The organism is Zestomonas ipomoeae (genome assembly GCF_057128665.1).
The window spans coordinates 1-14,881 of record NZ_JBSKHQ010000026.1; the positions used below are offsets into that span (position 1 = coordinate 1).

Sequence of the window (14,881 nt, forward strand, 5' to 3'; positions counted from 1 at the left end):
GGGGGAGTAGGTCGTGGATTTTCTCATAGCCTCATCTTCTCAAGAGTGGAGGCCTCCACGAAACCCGGGGCGATTCAAGCTGTATTGCAGGCGGAGCTATCCATGATCCGAGATGGTCTGCAGCGTGGTCAGTTGACGGGCGATAGCCGCTTTGTAGACGAAGTAGAGCGAATTGCCGGGCTTCGCATCGAACGAAGAGAGCAAGGTAGGGCTAGGAAGGCCATCGAAAAATAAATCTGTCCCCCTTTTTCGCAAGCGGCACCACGGGTGCCTTTTCCAGTTTGCCCATGAAGGCTCAAACCACCGACTGCTGACTCAGATGCTGCCGATACAACGCCACCTGCTGAGTCTGCTCCGCCTCCGGGTAGTGCAGCACCAGGAATCGGCTGAGTTCACCCAAGCCATGCAGGTCGTGCTTCTGGCCAAGCTGCTTGGCCAGCTGCAGGCTCAGTGCCGGCATCTGTGGCGGGTGTTTGGCGGCCTGGCCGAGGCGGCGCCAGGCGCCGAGGGCGCGGGTGCCGTCGCCGGCACGCAGCAGGCGCTGCAACAGATGCAGTTGCACGGCGGGGTGTTGCAGCAGGCGTTGTTCGGCGCTGTCGTCGGCCAGGCGCTGCAGCAGCGGCAGGCTTTGCGCGGTGTCCGGCAGGGCGAACAACTGCTTGAGCAGGCCACTGAGCAGCACTTTATCCTGGCGGGTCTTGGCCACCGGGTAGAGGCGTTCGAGCAGTTCGAGGCGTCCCGGGTAGCGGATCAGCAGGTCGGGGCCGCGGCTGGCGGCCTGGTCGAGGGCGAAGCGGCCGATCAACTGGTCCAGCGCCGCCAGTTCGCGCTTGAACGGCGCGTCCGGGTCTTCCTTGTGCAGGTAGGCTTCGTCGACCTTCAACCGGCCGCCCAGGCGTGGAAGCCAGACGGCGAGGTAGCCGGCGCCCAGGCCGCCGAGGTGGGCATAGTAGTTGGTGCTATCGTTGGCCAGCAGCAGGCCGTACAGCTCCTTGCCCATCCACACCGGCAATATCCACAGTGCCGGCGCGCGGAAATAGCCGATCATCGGCCCCAGCCAGTAGAAGAAGTTGATCTTGCGCAGTCCGTAGACCGCCAGGTACATGCCCATCAGGCCGGAGATGGCGCCGGATGCGCCGACGCCGGGTATCCAGGTGTCCGGTTGGCAGGCCCACCAGAGCAGGTGCGAGCCCAGGCCGCTGAGCAGGTAGAGGCCGAGATAGGCGGCGCGGCCGAGGGCGATTTCCAGGGCGAAGCCGAAGATGAACAGGAACAACATGTTGCCGAACAGGTGCATGAAGCTGCCATGCAGGAACATCGCGCCGAACAACCCTTCGACGGTAAAGCGTGCCGGGATGAAGCCGAAGCGGAACGAGCTGATGCGGTCCCGCGCCGCTTCGGCGCGCTGCCGGGCCGATTGCCAGGCCGGGTCGGCCTGGTATTGCGGGTTGCCATGCAGCTGGTGTTCGAAGTCCAGGCTGTAGAGCATCAGTTCGGCCAGGTCGCTGCGGCGCATGGCGTCGACCGAGCGGCGCTCCTCTTCGTCCAGGCCATGTTCGGCGGCGAAGGCGTCGAGGAACAGCTGCCGTTCGCGATTGAGCAGGCCGCCGTCGAGGTAGGCGTCGAGCGCCGCTTCACGGCGCTGGTCGTCGCCGCTCTGGTAGCCGAAATAGATCAGGGTATTGAGCAGAATCAGCAGCAGCGTGATCAGCGGCGGCTTCTTCCAGTCCAGCGGGTGTTCGGCGGGTACGATCAGCATCGACTACCTGTCCATGGCGGCGAGGAGGGGTGGCGAGCCTAGCATCTCGCTCCGTTGCTGTCAGTGGCCGCGCTTGCTGTCGATCCGCTGCAGGCGGTTCCCCTCGAAACGCAGATAGTGGTACATGCCGCTGCGGGGCCCGTAGATCCACTCTTCCACCGCCAGTTCGTGGCTGAAGCCGTATTCGTCGACCACCTCCACATAGCCGATCAGGTCGCGGCTGGCCGGTTCGCCGCATTTGTGCAGCACCTCGGCGCTGCTGTCCTCCAGACTGATCAGCTTGCTGTTGCAGCGCAGGGTCGAACTGGCCTGGGCATTGCCGGCCAGTAGCAGGGCGAGAAAAACGAATCGGGCTTTCACTTCGGTTCCATGGGGCAGGGAAGAGGGCGGGCAGTCAGTTGGAGCGACGGGTTTCGATGCGGGTCAGGCGGTTGCCTTCGAAGGTCAGGATATTGAGCATGCCGCCGCCCGGCCCGTATACCCATTCCTCCAGCTTCAGTTCGCGGCGATCGTTGGCGCCCAGCGTGTAGCCGATGCGGTCGCGGTATTGCGGTTCGCCGCACTTGTTCAGTACTTCGAAGGCGCGGTCGCCGAGGCTGACCAACTGGCTGCCGCAGCGCATGGTCTCCGCCTGGCTGAGGGGGGCGATCAAGGCGCAGACCAGCGCGGACAGGGTGAGTATCGAGCGATTCATGGTTCTATTCGCTATCCAGGTGTAGAGGGGTGGCGACGCTGCCGTCGCTTTGCGCATCGGTCAGCTCGACATCGAGAAGGTAGAGACGGTCGGCGTGCAGGTCGCCGCGCTCGACCAGATAGTCCTTGATGCTCGATGCGCGATCCTGGGCCAGTTGGCGCGGCATCAGGGTGCTCTGATTCCACAGGTCGAGCAAGGCCTGGCGCAAACGGTAGTAGCGTTGCTCGTCTTCCAGCGCTGCCCATTCTTCCGGAGGCTGGTGCTTGAGGCGGGCGCGGTAGAGGCCTTCCAGCAGCGGCCCCTTTTCCTCCTCAGGTACCACGATGTCCAGGGTCTGGTCCGGTACCGGGTCGCCGCGCCGCTGCAGCATGCGGTAGTAGGTCCGCTTCAACTCGCGCTCCAGGCGCTGCTCGGCGAGCGTCGGCGCGTCCACTGCGCGGGAACTGGTGCCCTGGATTTCCAGGCGCAGTTCCGGGCGCTTCTGCAGGGCCTCGGCCAGTGTGTCGAGGGTGCGCTGGGCCTGCTGGTCCAGCTCGGCGCTGCCGGCGGCGAACTCGATCTGGCTCAGGTCGATATTGTTGCCGCCGCCGAGTTTGGCCAGCAGCTTGAACGGCGCGCGCACGGTCTTGGCGATCAGGCTGCGCAGGCTCTTCCAGATGATCGGTGCGACGCTGAATTCCGGGTTGTTCAGGTCGCCCTGCACCGGCAGGCTGATGTCGATCTTGCCTTGGCTGTCCTTCAGCAAGGCCACCGCCAGCCGCAGGGGCAGGTCCACCGCATCGGGGCTGTCGACCTGCTCGCCGAGCTGCAATTGCTCGAGCACCAGCCGGTTCTCGGCGTTGAGCTTGCCGTGGTCGATGCGGTAGTGCAGATCCAGGTTGAGGCGGCCCTTGCGGATGCGGTAGCCGGCGAACTTGCCGGAGTAGGGCGTCAGGGTGGTCAGTTCGACGCCCTTGAAACTGACGGCCAGGTTCAGTCGCTGCAGCGGGTCGAAGGGGTCGAGGCTGCCGTCGATGCTCACTGGCGCGTAGCGGTCGACCTTGCCTTTGATGGCGACACTGGCAGGCTGCGGGTTGCGGTTGTCGATGCGGCCGATGCGACCGTTGAGCTGCTGGATGGCCGTGGCGAAGTTCGGGGTCAGGCTGAAGTCGGCGAAGTTCGCCGAGCCGTCGCGGATCGCGATGTCGTCGATGCGAATGGCCAGCGGTTCGCGTTTCTCGGCGCTGTCCGCCGCGGGCTTGGTGGGTTGCTCCACCAGCAGCGCCTTGACGTTGGTGCTCAGGTTTTCGTTGATGATGATCCGTGCATAGGGCTGAGCCAGGTCGATCTTGCCGATTGCCAGGCCCTCGCCATGGCGGTAGTCGATGCCCTGCACCTGCAGTTGCTGCCAACGGACGAAGTCGCGGTCGTTGAGGGTATCGACGGTATGCAGTTGCCGGATGGACGCGCTGCCGCCGATGTTCAGGCCCAGCGGTTGGGCGCCTTTCACGGTGACCTTGAGGTCGCTGGACAAAAAGCCGCTGCGCAGCTCCAGGCGAACGTAGGGCGTCAGATAGGCTTGCGCCGGGCGCAGGTCCAGGTCGCTGCTGGTGACCTGCAGCTCGGCGCTGAGCGGGTCCAGTTGCACCTGGCCGCTGGCGGTGAGCCGGCCCTGGCGCCCGACGGCGGTCTTCAGCTGGATCGCGAAGGGCGACTGGCCCTGGCTGTCGAGGTCATGCAGTTCCAGATCGAGCGGCCCGACGTCGAGCGTGACCGCCTCCGCCGGCACCCGGTCCGCCAGGTGCAGCTGTGCGCCGCTCAGTTGCGCATCGCCCACTTGCACCCGCCAGGGTTTGCCATCGGCCTTGGCGGCGGGCGGTTCGGCGTTTGTCGACGCGCTGCCGGTAACCAGCCTCTGCCAGTCCAGGCGTCCATCGGTCTCGCGGGCGGCCCAGGCCTGCAGGCCCTGGCTGCGAATCTGGCCCACGCTGACTTGGCGTTTGGCCAGGTCGAAGGCGATCTGCTTCAGCGCCAGTCTTTCGAGCTGCAGCAGGGGCTTGCCGTCCGATGCCTGCATGGCGAATGGGGCCAGCTCCAGGGAGGCGTCGCTCAACGTCAGTTGCAGCTGCTTGTCCAGGCTGAGGCGGTAGTCGCTGGCCAGGCTCAGCCGGCCTTGCTCCAGTGCCAGCGGCACGGCGTCGCGCACATAGGGCCAAAAGGTCTGCAGGGCGAGGTCGTCGAGCTTGAGGTGCCCGGTGGACGCCAGCGGCGTCAGGTTGAAGTCGCCGCGCCACTCCAGGCGACCGCCCTGGGCTCCGTTGGCGGTCAGGTTCAGGTCGGCTTGCTCGTCGGGCAGGGTGCTGAAGTTGTGCAGCTCGAGATCGATGGGCGCGAGACGGTAGTCGACGCCTTCACCCGGCTTGCGGTCCTGGAAGTGCAACTCGCCGCGATTCAGCTGCAGCCGCTCGATGCGCACGGCGAAGGGCTCGTCGCTCGGCGACTCGTCCTGTGCGGTTTGTTCCGGCAGGCGGAACAGGCTGCCGAGGTTGCTCTTGCGCTGCTTGTCCAGCAGCAGCTCCAGCTGCGGCCGGTCCAGTTCCACTGCCGCCAGCTGCAGGGCACCGCGCCACAGGCTGGACAGTTGCAGGTTGGCATACAGCCGCTCGAAGGCCAGTTGCTCCGCGCCAGGCTCGCCCAGGCGCAGCTGGTAGAGGGTCAGCTCCAGGCTGAAGGGATTGAACTCGATGCGCTCCAGCTTGGCCGGTTGGGTGACGTACTGGGCCAGTTGCTGGTTGGCGATATGCAACGCCACGCCGGGCAGCACCAGGAACCCGAGCAGGCTGTAGAGGCCGACGGCAAGCAGCGCCGCGATGAGTGTGCGTTTCAATCCTTTGGGCATGGTAAGGCTTCATCCGTCCCGGCAAGAAATGCCTTGGAGTATGGCATGCCGCCTGGGTTCCTAACGTTGCGGCGTGCGCGTTTCAGAGTTGCAGGATGAGGGTCTTCAGTGGCGGCTGCCCGTCCAGCGAGGGAAAGTCGGCGGCCGGGCTCAGGACCTGGCAATCGCGCACCGGCCGGCCGAGCTTCTCCGCACAGCGCAACACCTGCGCACGCCAGTCATCCAGCGCCACCTTCGCCAGGTTGTTGCAGCAGATCAGTACGCCGTGTTCGGCGGTGGCCAGCAGGGCTGGTTTGAGCAGGCTCTGGTAGTCGCGCAGCAGGTCGACGGTGCCGAAGGCGCTCTTGGCATAGGCCGGCGGGTCGAGGAACACCAGATCGAACGAGCGGGCTTCCAGGCGCGGGTAGCTGGGCAGGCGCTGGTCGCGGCGCTTGGCGACGGGCAGCCCGGCAAGCTGGCGGATCGCCGGGAAGTAGTCCGATTGCAGGAAGCCCATCGGCGCCAGCTGTGGGTTGAGCGCGGCGTTTTCCCGGCCGACCGCCAGGTTGCCTTCGGCGAAGTCCAGGTTGAGTACCTCGCGTGCCCCGCCCGCGGCAGCGCACAGGCCGACGCCGCAGGTGTAGGCGAACAGGTTGAGCACCGACTTGCCGGCGCTGTGGGCCTTGACCCAGCCGCGGGCGTTGCGCAGGTCGAGGAACAACAGCGGGTCCTGCCCGGCGTGGCGGCCGCGCACACGGTAGTTGAGGCCCCACTCGCGGCCGATCTGGTCTTCCAGCGCCAGGGCCTCGGCCTGGTGGCTGGCGTCGCTGCGATCGATGCGCGAGTTGCCGCCGGAGCGGTCGTTGTAGACCAGCAGCAGTTTCTCGCCGAGCTGCGCTTCCACCAGGCCGGTGAGTTCCGGCAGGCGTGCGTGATCGAGCGGCTGGTGGAAGCTCTGCACCAGCAGCTGTTTACCGTAGCGGTCGATGGTCAGCCCGGGCGCGCCTTCCTGGCTGCCGTGAAACAGCCGGTAGCAGTCGGTGCCTTGGCCGTGCAGTTCGCCCAGCAGGCCCTGGCGGGCGGCGAGAGCGGCGCGCAGCGCCTGATCGAGAGAGGGCATGCGCGGGTCTCGGAAGGATGGAAGGCGGGCAGTTTAACAGGCGTCGGGAGCGCGCGCCGAACCGGCTGGACGTGGGCGCAGGGCGCGGCACTGGGAAGGGAATCGTTGGGCTTCGTCGCTGCGCTCCTCAACCGCACCCTACCAGGCCAGGTGGGCACCAGCGCTCGATGGTCGCGACCGATACTCGGCCGGTAGGGTGGATGTCGCTGTTTACATCCGCCGTGATGGTGGATCGATGAAGCGTGATCCACCCTACCTCGGTGCGATCAGCGCTCGATAGCCAGCGCCACGCCCTGGCCGCCGCCGATGCACAGGGTGGCCAGGCCTTTCTTGGCGTCGCGGCGGATCATTTCATGCAGCAGGGTCACCAGTACGCGGCAGCCGGATGCGCCGATGGGGTGGCCGATGGCGATGGCGCCGCCGTTGACGTTGACCTTGTCGGCATCCCAGCCCAGCTCCTTGCCCACCGACAGCGCCTGGGCGGCGAAGGCTTCGTTGGCTTCGATCAGGTCCAATTGCCCGACGCTCCAGCCGGCCTTGTCCAGGCAGCGGCGGGTGGCGGGCACCGGGCCGATGCCCATGATCGCCGGGTCGACCCCGGCACTGGCGTAGGCGGCGATGCGTGCCAGGACCGGCAGGCCGAGCTTGGCGGCCTTGTCGGCGCTCATCAGCAGCACGGCGGCCGCACCGTCATTGAGCGAAGAGGCGTTGCCGGCGGTGACGCAGCCTTCCTTCTTGAATGCCGGGCGCAGCTTGGCCAGGGAGTCGGTGGTGGTTTCGGCGCGCGGTTGCTCGTCGGTGTCGAAGGCGACCGGGTCGCCCTTGCGCTGCGGGATCATGATCGGCGTGATCTCGGCCTTGAAACGTCCGGCCTCGATGGCAGCGATGGCCTTGCGCTGCGACTCGGCGGCAAAGGCGTCCTGTTCCTCGCGGCTGAGGCTGTATTTCTCCACCAGGTTCTCGGCGGTGATGCCCATGTGGAAGTCGTTGAAGGCGTCCCACAGGCCATCCTGGATCATGCTGTCGATCAGTTGGGCGTGGCCCATGCGCAGGCCGGTGCGGGCACCGGGCATCACGTAGGGGGCGAGGCTCATGCTTTCCTGGCCGCCAGCGATGACCACCTCGGCATCGCCGCAGCGGATCGCCTGGGCGCCCAGGTGCAGCGCCTTGAGGCCGGAGCCGCAGACCTTGTTCAGCGTCAGCGCCGGCACCGCGTGGGGCAGGCCGGCCTTGACCGCGGCCTGCCGGGCCGGGTTCTGCCCGGCACCGGCGGTGAGCACCTGGCCCATGATCACTTCGTCCACCTCGGCACCGTCCAGCTGGGTCTGTTCCAGCAGGCGGCGGATCACTGCGGCGCCCAGGTCGACGGCGGGAATGTTGGCCAGCGAGCCCTGGAAGCTGCCGACGGCGGTGCGGGTGGCGGCGACGATGACGACGTCTTGCATGTGCGGTTCCTCGAAGAAGGGGCGCGGCGGGCCGCGGAGGGTGGCTATGGTGGCATAGGACGTTTGACCGCTTCCATACCGCAGGGTGACCGTGCGGTCGTCGCTCAGGTCCTTGCCGGCAACCCCATGCGCCGCCGCGAGCGGTGCACGGCTGCGTCGTGGATCGCCCAGCGCAGCACGCCGGCATTGGCGCGCACGCCACTGCGGATCAGCCGGCGCTGCAGCGGGCTGAACTGGATGCCGTGCATGGCCAGGGCCCAGTCCGGCAGCAGTTCGATGCCAGCGCGCATCATCAGGCTGGCAAACGGCTGCATCAGGGCATTGGGCGCGGGCGCTTCGCGCAGCACGCGCAGGACCTCGCGGGCGCGCTCGTCGCAGAGCAGTTGTGGTTGCATGTCCCGCAGGTAGTCGGCGACCTGGCGCACGGAGCGCGGCACGTCGCTGGCGCCCAGGCGCTCGGCCACCTCTGCGATTTCGCCGTAGTAACGGTCTTGCTCGGCCGGCGACATGTGCGGGTCGCGGTAGCGCAGGTGGGCGTGCAGGAAGCTGCTGACCTCGGCCACGTGCACCCAGGTCAGCAATCGCGGGTCGCTGGCGGCATAGGGGCGGCCATCCGGTGCCTGGCCGTTGACGCCCAGGTGAATGGCCTTGACCCGCTCGATCAGCCGTTCGGCGTCGGCGCGGCTGCCGTAGGTGGTGGCGGCGATGAACTGGCCGGTGCGGCGCAGGCGGCCGAGCATGTCGTCGCGAAAGTTGGAGTGGTCCCAGACGCCGGCCAGCGCCAGCGGGTGCAGCAGCTGCAGGAGCAGGGCGGAAATGCCGCCCACCAGCATGCAGCTGAAGTCGCCATGTACGCGCCAGCACACCGATTGCGGGCCGAACAGGCCGGGGTCGCCTGGTGGGTTGGCATAGTCGACGCCGCCGATGGCCAGGCCAGTGAGGCTCAGGGCCTGGGCTTCGATACGACGGCGTAGCAGTTCCATGGAAATCCTTGGCTGGCTGCCGACCCGATGCGGGGCCGGCAGCGTCGAGGTCAACGGTTCAGGCGGTTGTCGATCAGCTCGTCCACCACCGACGGGTCGGCCAGGGTCGAGGTGTCGCCGAGGTTTTCCAGCTCGTTGCAGGCGATCTTGCGCAGGATGCGTCGCATGATCTTGCCGGAACGGGTCTTCGGCAGGCCCGGCGCCCATTGCAGGAAGTCCGGCTTGGCGAAGGAGCCGATTTCCTTGGCCACCAGGGCCATCAGCTCCTGCTTGAGTTCGTCGCTCGGCGAGCTGCCGGCCATCAGGGTGACGAAGGCGTAGACGCCCTGGCCCTTGACGTCGTGGGGGCAGCCGACCACCGCCGCCTCGGCGATCGCATCGTGCAGCACCAGGGCGCTTTCCACTTCGGCGGTGCCGATGCGGTGCCCGGAGACGTTGATCACGTCGTCCACCCGCCCGGTGATCCAGTAGTAGCCATCCTCGTCGCGGCGCGCGCCGTCGCCGGTGAAGTAGTAGCCGGGGTAGGGCTTGAAGTAGGTGTCGATCATGCGTTGGTGATCGCCGTAGACGCTGCGGATCTGGCTCGGCCAACTGGCCTTGACCGCCAGCACGCCGCTGCCGGCGCCGTCGATTTCCTTGCCCTGTTCGTCCAGCAGCACCGGCTGCACGCCAAAGAACGGGCGGGTCGCCGAGCCGGGCTTGAGCACAGTGGCGCCGGGCAGCGGGGTGATCATGATGGCGCCGGTTTCGGTCTGCCACCAGGTATCGACGATGGGGCAGCGGGTCTCGCCGACCACGTGGTAGTACCACTCCCAGGCTTCCGGGTTGATCGGCTCGCCCACCGAGCCGAGCAGGCGCAGGCTCTCTCGCGAGGTCTTCTGCACCGGGCCCGCGCCTTCGCGCATCAGCGCGCGCAGCGCCGTCGGCGCGGTGTAGAAGATGTTCACCTGGTGCTTGTCGATGACCTGCCAGAAGCGCGAGCTGTCCGGGTAGCTCGGTACGCCTTCGAAGATCAGCGTGGTGGCGCCGTTGGCCAGCGGACCGTAGACGATGTAGCTGTGGCCGGTAACCCAGCCGACGTCGGCGGTGCACCAGTAGATGTCGCCGTCGTGGTAATCGAACACGTACTTGTGGGTCATCGCCGCCTGCAGCAGGTAGCCGCCGGTGGTGTGCAGCACGCCCTTGGGTTTGCCGGTGCTGCCGGAGGTGTAGAGGATGAACAGCGGGTCCTCGGCATCCATCGGCTCGGCCGGGCAGTCGTCGCCGACGGTTTGCAGGGCCTTGTGATACCAGAGGTCGCGGCCCTCGACCCAGTCGATCTCGCCCTGGGTGCGCTCGACCACCACCACGGTGGAAACGTCCGGGCAGCCCTGCAGGGCCTTGTCGACGTTGCGCTTGAGCGGCACGTACTTGCCCCCGCGCACGCCTTCGTCGGCGGTGATCACGGTGCGGCAGTCGGCATCGAGAATGCGGTCGCGCAGGGCATCCGGCGAGAAGCCGCCGAACACCACCGAGTGGATCGCGCCGATGCGGGTGCAAGCGAGCATCGCGTAGGCAGCTTCGGGAATCATCGGCATGTAGATGCACACCCGGTCGCCCTTTTTCACGCCGCGGCTCTTCAGCACGTTGGCCAGGCGGCAGACATGGGAGTGCAGCTTGCGATAGGTGATCTGCGCGGACTCGCCGGGATTGTCGCCTTCCCAGATGATCGCGATCTGCTCGCCGCGCCGTTCGAGGTGGCGGTCGATGCAGTTGTGGCTGACGTTCAGCTGGCCGCCCTTGAACCAGGCGGCGTGGCCCTTGCGCAGGTCCGCTTCGCAGACCTGCTGCCAGGGTTTGGACCAGTCGAGAAAGGCCTTGGCCTGTTCGCCCCAGAACTGCTCGGGCTGTTCGATGGATTGCTGGTACAGGCGCCGATAGCCGTCGTCATCCAGGTGCGCGCGCTGGCGAACGGCTTCGGTGACCGGATGGGTGGTGATCTCGAACATGGCGGGTCCCTTTGTTGTTGTATCCACGTAGCCCGGTAGGGTGCACCCAGGCACGGAGCGGTTCAAGTACTGGCAGGCTGCTGCGCTTCAGCGTGGATATTCCAATTGCAGGGCGGCGAGGCGGGCGGTGGCTGTGCCGTAGCGTCCGGCAATGTCGTGCAGGGCCTGCTGGAGCGCGGCCTGGGCGGTGCTGGCGGGTGGCGGCAACATGGGCAGGTCGGGAGGCAGTGTGGCGCGGTTTTCCGGCAGCAGGACCAGGCCGTGGCGGGTACGCAGCGGTGAGTCGTCGTCGGCTACCGCCAGCGCTTCGGAGCGATAGGTGCGCGAATAGGCGTCCGCGCGAAGGGCGAGGGTGATTTCGTCGACGCCGGGAGTTACCGCCAGGCCCAGGCGCTCATGGCCCCAGAAGGCCAGCCAGTTGCCGGCGACGGTGAGGTAGTCGCCAGCGCCCAGGCGAAAGGCGTCGCTGTCGTGGATCGGCGACCAGTCGGCCAGGCCCAATTCGCCGGCCACCGCCGCGGCCCTGGCGCGGCCGGCAATGGCCTCCACCAGTGCGACGGAAACCGGCAGGGCCGCGCTCACCCCGGAAGAAGTAATGAACGGGCCGTCCACCACGTAGCGGCGGTTGCGTTGCCAGCGCACCTGGGGGAAGTCCGCCTCGCGTTCCTCTTGCGAATACCAGTGCCCGGTGGCGCGGCGGCCGTCGAGCAGCCCGGCGTGGGCCAGCAGCAGCGCACCGTCGCAGATGCCGACCAGGGTCGCACCCTTGCCCGCCTGCGCGCGCAGCCAGGCGGTCAGCGTCGGGTCGTCGCTGTGGTGCACCGCGGGCACGATCACGTAGTCGGCTCCCTGCGGCTGCTGCCGGTCGAAGTCGGCGAGGGTCGTCTGCGGCAACAGGGTCAGCGCCGGCATCAGGTTCAATGGGCCAGGTTCGCTGGCCAGGGCGACCACCTCGGCGACGCCAGCGTGGCTGAGCACGCCGTAGGGCACCACGTAGTCAACCAGCTCGGTCATGCGGTTGTCGCCGACCACCGCGATCACAGGGCGCTCGCGTTCGAAGCGCGGCTGGTAGGGGGGAATGCGCTCGCTGGCCAAGGTTGCGGCGGCCGCGAACAGGCACAGCAGAAGCAGGGCACGCATGAAGAGGCTCCATGGATGAGGTGAGCTGTAAGCATGCCTTGGCGGACTTTGGCGGAAATGACAAGCTAGGTTGAAAAACTGCCAGGAGCCTTCCATGCCCGCGCATGAGGTGGCATTGCTGATCTTTCCCCAGTTCCAGCTGCTCGACGCCAGCGGCCCGGCGGAAGTGTTCGCCGCGGTCAACGAGCTGCGGCGGCAGGAGGTCTACCGCTTGCGGTTGTACTCCCTCGACGGTGGGCTGGTGCGTTCCTCGACCGGTTTGCAGATGCACAGCGAAGCGCTGCCCGAGCCCGCCAGCCTGGCCGGTGGTACCTTGCTGGTGGCCGGCGGCTTCGGCGTGCAGCAGGCCATGGTCGAGGGGCGCCTGGCCCGCTGGCTGGCCCAGGTCGAGCCGCATCTGGCACGTTGCGGCTCGGTATGCACCGGCGCCTTCCTGCTGGCCCAGGCCGGTCTGCTCGAAGATCGCCAGGCGGTTACCCACTGGCGTTACGCCGCCTTGCTGCAACGGCTGTTTCCCCGCGTGCGGCTGCTGGAGGATGCGCTCTATGTCGAGGACCGGGGCCTGTACAGCTCGGCCGGCGTCACCGCCGGCATCGACCTGTGCCTGAGCCTGGTGGAAGCCGATCACGGCCGCGAGATGTCGCTGCAGGTGGCCAAGGGGCTGGTGGTGTATCTGCAGCGACCGGGTGGGCAGCGCCAGTTCAGCGCCGAGCTGCTGGCCCAGCAGGCGCGGCCCGGAGGTGCGATGGAGCGGCTGGTAGGCTGGCTGCGCGAGCACCTCAGCGAAGTGCCCGACGTGCAGGCGATGGCCGACGCCATGGCCATGTCGCCGCGTACCCTGCATCGGCAGTGCCAGGCGGAGCTGGGCACCACGCCGGCGAAGCTGTTGCAGCAGCTTCGCCTGGAGCAGGCCTGCCGGTTGCTGGAGGGCGGCGCCACGGCGCTCAAGCGGGTGGCGCGGCAGAGCGGCTTCATCAGCGAATACAACCTGCGGCGCGCCTTCGTCCAGGCGCTCGGCGTGACGCCGGGCGAATATCGCCAGCGCTTCTGCCGCAAGGTTGAACGCCATGGGTAGGACGGGTGCAGCCCGCCAGTCCTGAGGGCAAAGGCGGGTTGCACCCGCCCTGCGAGAGGGGTATCTGGGCTCAGCCGCGATGGCGGCCGCGGAAGTAGTCGATCAGACCCTGGGTCGAGGCATCCTCGGCACTGCTTTCCAGGGTACCGGCGAGACGCTGGTAGACGCCCTGACCAAGCTCCTTGCCCAGCTCCACGCCCCACTGGTCGAAGGCGTTGATGCCCCAGACCACGCTCTGCACGAATACCTTGTGCTCGTACAAGGCCACCAGCGCGCCCAGGCGGCGGGGGTCGATGCGTTCCAGCACCAGGGTGTTGCTCGGCCGGTTGCCGGGGATCACCTTGTGCGGCGCCAGGCGCTGCACTTCCGCTTCCGGCAGGCCCTTGCGGCGCAGCTCGGCTTCGGCTTCCTCGCGGGTCTTGCCGAGCATCAGCGCCTGGCTCTGCGACAGGCAGTTGGCGTACAGCCAGTGGTGGTGGTCGGACACCGGGTTGTAGCTGACCACCGGCACGATGAAGTCCGCGGGGATCAGCTCGGTGCCCTGGTGCAGCAGCTGGTGGTAGGCATGCTGGCCGTTGCAGCCGACGCCGCCCCAGATCACCGGGCCGGTGGCGCAGGTCACCGGGCTGCCGTCCTGGCGCACGCTCTTGCCGTTGGATTCCATGTCCAACTGCTGCAGGTGCTTGGTGATGTTCCGCAGGTAGTGGTCGTAGGGCAGGATGGCGTGGCTCTGCGCACCCCAGAAGTTGCCGTACCAGACCCCGAGCAGGGCCAGCAGCACCGGCATGTTTTCCTCGAAGGGTGCGCTCTGGAAGTGTTGGTCCATGCTGTAGGCGCCGGACAGCAGTTCCTTGAAGTTGGACATGCCGATGGCCAGGGCGATCGGCAGGCCGATGGCCGACCACAGCGAGTAGCGCCCGCCGACCCAGTCCCACATCGGGAAGATGTTTTCCTCGCGGATACCGAACTCGACCGCTGCCTTGGTGTTGCTGGAAACGGCGATGAAGTGGCGGTGCAGCTCGCTTTCCGAGCCGCCCTGGGCCAGGTACCAGCTACGGGCGGCCTGGGCGTTCTTCAGGGTTTCCAGCGTGCCGAAGGACTTCGAAGAGACGATGAACAGCGTGGTTTCCGCGCGCAGCTTGGCGGACAACTCGTGGAACTCGCTGCCATCGATATTGGCCAGGTAGTAGCAACGCACGCCGCGCTGGGCGAACGGCAGCAGCGCTTCGGACACCAGTTGCGGGCCGAGGAACGAACCGCCGATGCCGATGTTCACCACGTCGGTGATCGGCTTCTCGCTGTAGCCACGCCACAGGCCGTCGTGGATGCGGCCGACCAGCTCGGTCATCTGGTGCAGTACCCGGTGCACTTCCGGCATCACGTTGACGCCGTTGACCGTCAGCCTGGCGCCGACCGGCTGGCGCAGCGCGGCGTGCAAAGCCGGGCGTCCTTCCGAGGCGTTCACCGTCTCGCCCTCGAACAATGCTCGGATCGCCTGCTCCAGCCCGACCTCGCGGGCCAGGCTGACCAGCAGGGCGCGGGTTTCGGCGTTGATCAGGTTCTTCGAGTAGTCGAGAAACAGGCCGCAACTGCTCAGGGAAAAATGTTCGAAGCGGGCGGCATCGCTGGCGAAAGCCTCGCGCATGCTGAAGCGCTGCATGGTCTCGCGGTGCTGGCCGAGGGCCTGCCAGGAGGAGAGGGTGGTGGCATCGAGCGGGTGCTGGTAGTAGGCCATGGGCTGCGTCTTCCTTCTTATTGACTCGGCCGTTCGAGATTTTGTTAGCGAGATTGTTAGGCAGCGGAAAGGTTCAGACGTGCGC

The 14,881-nt window shown here is 67.0% G+C and carries 11 protein-coding genes and 1 pseudogene; 2 read left to right on the forward strand and 10 right to left on the reverse strand.

Features of this window, described 5'->3' with window-relative positions:
- A pseudogene (locus tag ACWKV7_RS21540) lies at positions 1-234 on the forward strand (hypothetical protein); the annotation flags it as partial.
- Between the two features lie 61 nt (positions 235-295).
- Here the strand turns inward: ACWKV7_RS21540 and ACWKV7_RS21545 are convergent.
- From ACWKV7_RS21545 to ACWKV7_RS21585, 9 genes are all read right to left on the reverse strand, one after another.
- Positions 296-1,759, reverse strand: coding sequence for a rhomboid family intramembrane serine protease (locus ACWKV7_RS21545; protein WP_483859756.1), 1,464 nt, complete (start codon positions 1,757-1,759; stop codon positions 296-298).
- A gap of 60 nt (positions 1,760-1,819) precedes the next feature.
- Positions 1,820-2,119, reverse strand: coding sequence for a DUF2845 domain-containing protein (locus ACWKV7_RS21550; protein WP_483859757.1), 300 nt, complete (start codon positions 2,117-2,119; stop codon positions 1,820-1,822).
- Between the two features lie 34 nt (positions 2,120-2,153).
- Positions 2,154-2,453, reverse strand: a complete 300-nt coding sequence (locus ACWKV7_RS21555; RefSeq protein WP_483859758.1) for a DUF2845 domain-containing protein — start codon at positions 2,451-2,453, stop codon at positions 2,154-2,156.
- A gap of 4 nt (positions 2,454-2,457) precedes the next feature.
- Positions 2,458-5,331, reverse strand: coding sequence for a DUF748 domain-containing protein (locus tag ACWKV7_RS21560; protein WP_483859759.1), 2,874 nt, complete (start codon positions 5,329-5,331; stop codon positions 2,458-2,460).
- An 82-nt stretch (positions 5,332-5,413) separates the two neighbouring features.
- Positions 5,414-6,430 carry a class I SAM-dependent rRNA methyltransferase gene (locus tag ACWKV7_RS21565; RefSeq protein WP_483859760.1) on the reverse strand — a complete coding sequence of 339 codons (1,017 nt, stop codon included), beginning with the start codon at positions 6,428-6,430 and terminating at the stop codon, positions 5,414-5,416.
- A gap of 266 nt (positions 6,431-6,696) precedes the next feature.
- Positions 6,697-7,875, reverse strand: a complete 1,179-nt coding sequence (locus tag ACWKV7_RS21570) for an acetyl-CoA C-acetyltransferase (protein ID WP_483859761.1) — start codon at positions 7,873-7,875, stop codon at positions 6,697-6,699.
- A gap of 104 nt (positions 7,876-7,979) precedes the next feature.
- Complete coding sequence (locus ACWKV7_RS21575) at positions 7,980-8,858, reverse strand: oxygenase MpaB family protein (protein WP_483859762.1); 879 nt, start codon at positions 8,856-8,858, stop codon at positions 7,980-7,982.
- Between the two features lie 50 nt (positions 8,859-8,908).
- Positions 8,909-10,846, reverse strand: a complete 1,938-nt coding sequence (gene acs, locus ACWKV7_RS21580) for an acetate--CoA ligase (RefSeq protein ID WP_483859763.1) — start codon at positions 10,844-10,846, stop codon at positions 8,909-8,911.
- Between the two features lie 87 nt (positions 10,847-10,933).
- The gene (locus ACWKV7_RS21585; protein WP_483859764.1) at positions 10,934-11,986 is read right to left on the reverse strand and encodes a DJ-1/PfpI family protein; all 1,053 of its coding nucleotides are present in this window, start codon (positions 11,984-11,986) and stop codon (positions 10,934-10,936) included.
- Between the two features lie 94 nt (positions 11,987-12,080).
- Between ACWKV7_RS21585 and ACWKV7_RS21590 the strand changes: the two genes are divergently transcribed.
- A complete protein-coding gene (locus tag ACWKV7_RS21590; protein WP_483859765.1) occupies positions 12,081-13,061 on the forward strand; it encodes a GlxA family transcriptional regulator in 981 nt (326 codons plus the stop codon).
- 70 nt (positions 13,062-13,131) lie between these two features.
- Here the strand turns inward: ACWKV7_RS21590 and pgi are convergent, their stop codons facing one another.
- On the reverse strand, positions 13,132-14,796 hold the full coding sequence (gene pgi, locus ACWKV7_RS21595) for a glucose-6-phosphate isomerase (RefSeq protein WP_483859766.1): 1,665 nt from the start codon (positions 14,794-14,796) through the stop codon (positions 13,132-13,134).
- Positions 14,797-14,881 lie beyond the last annotated feature (85 nt).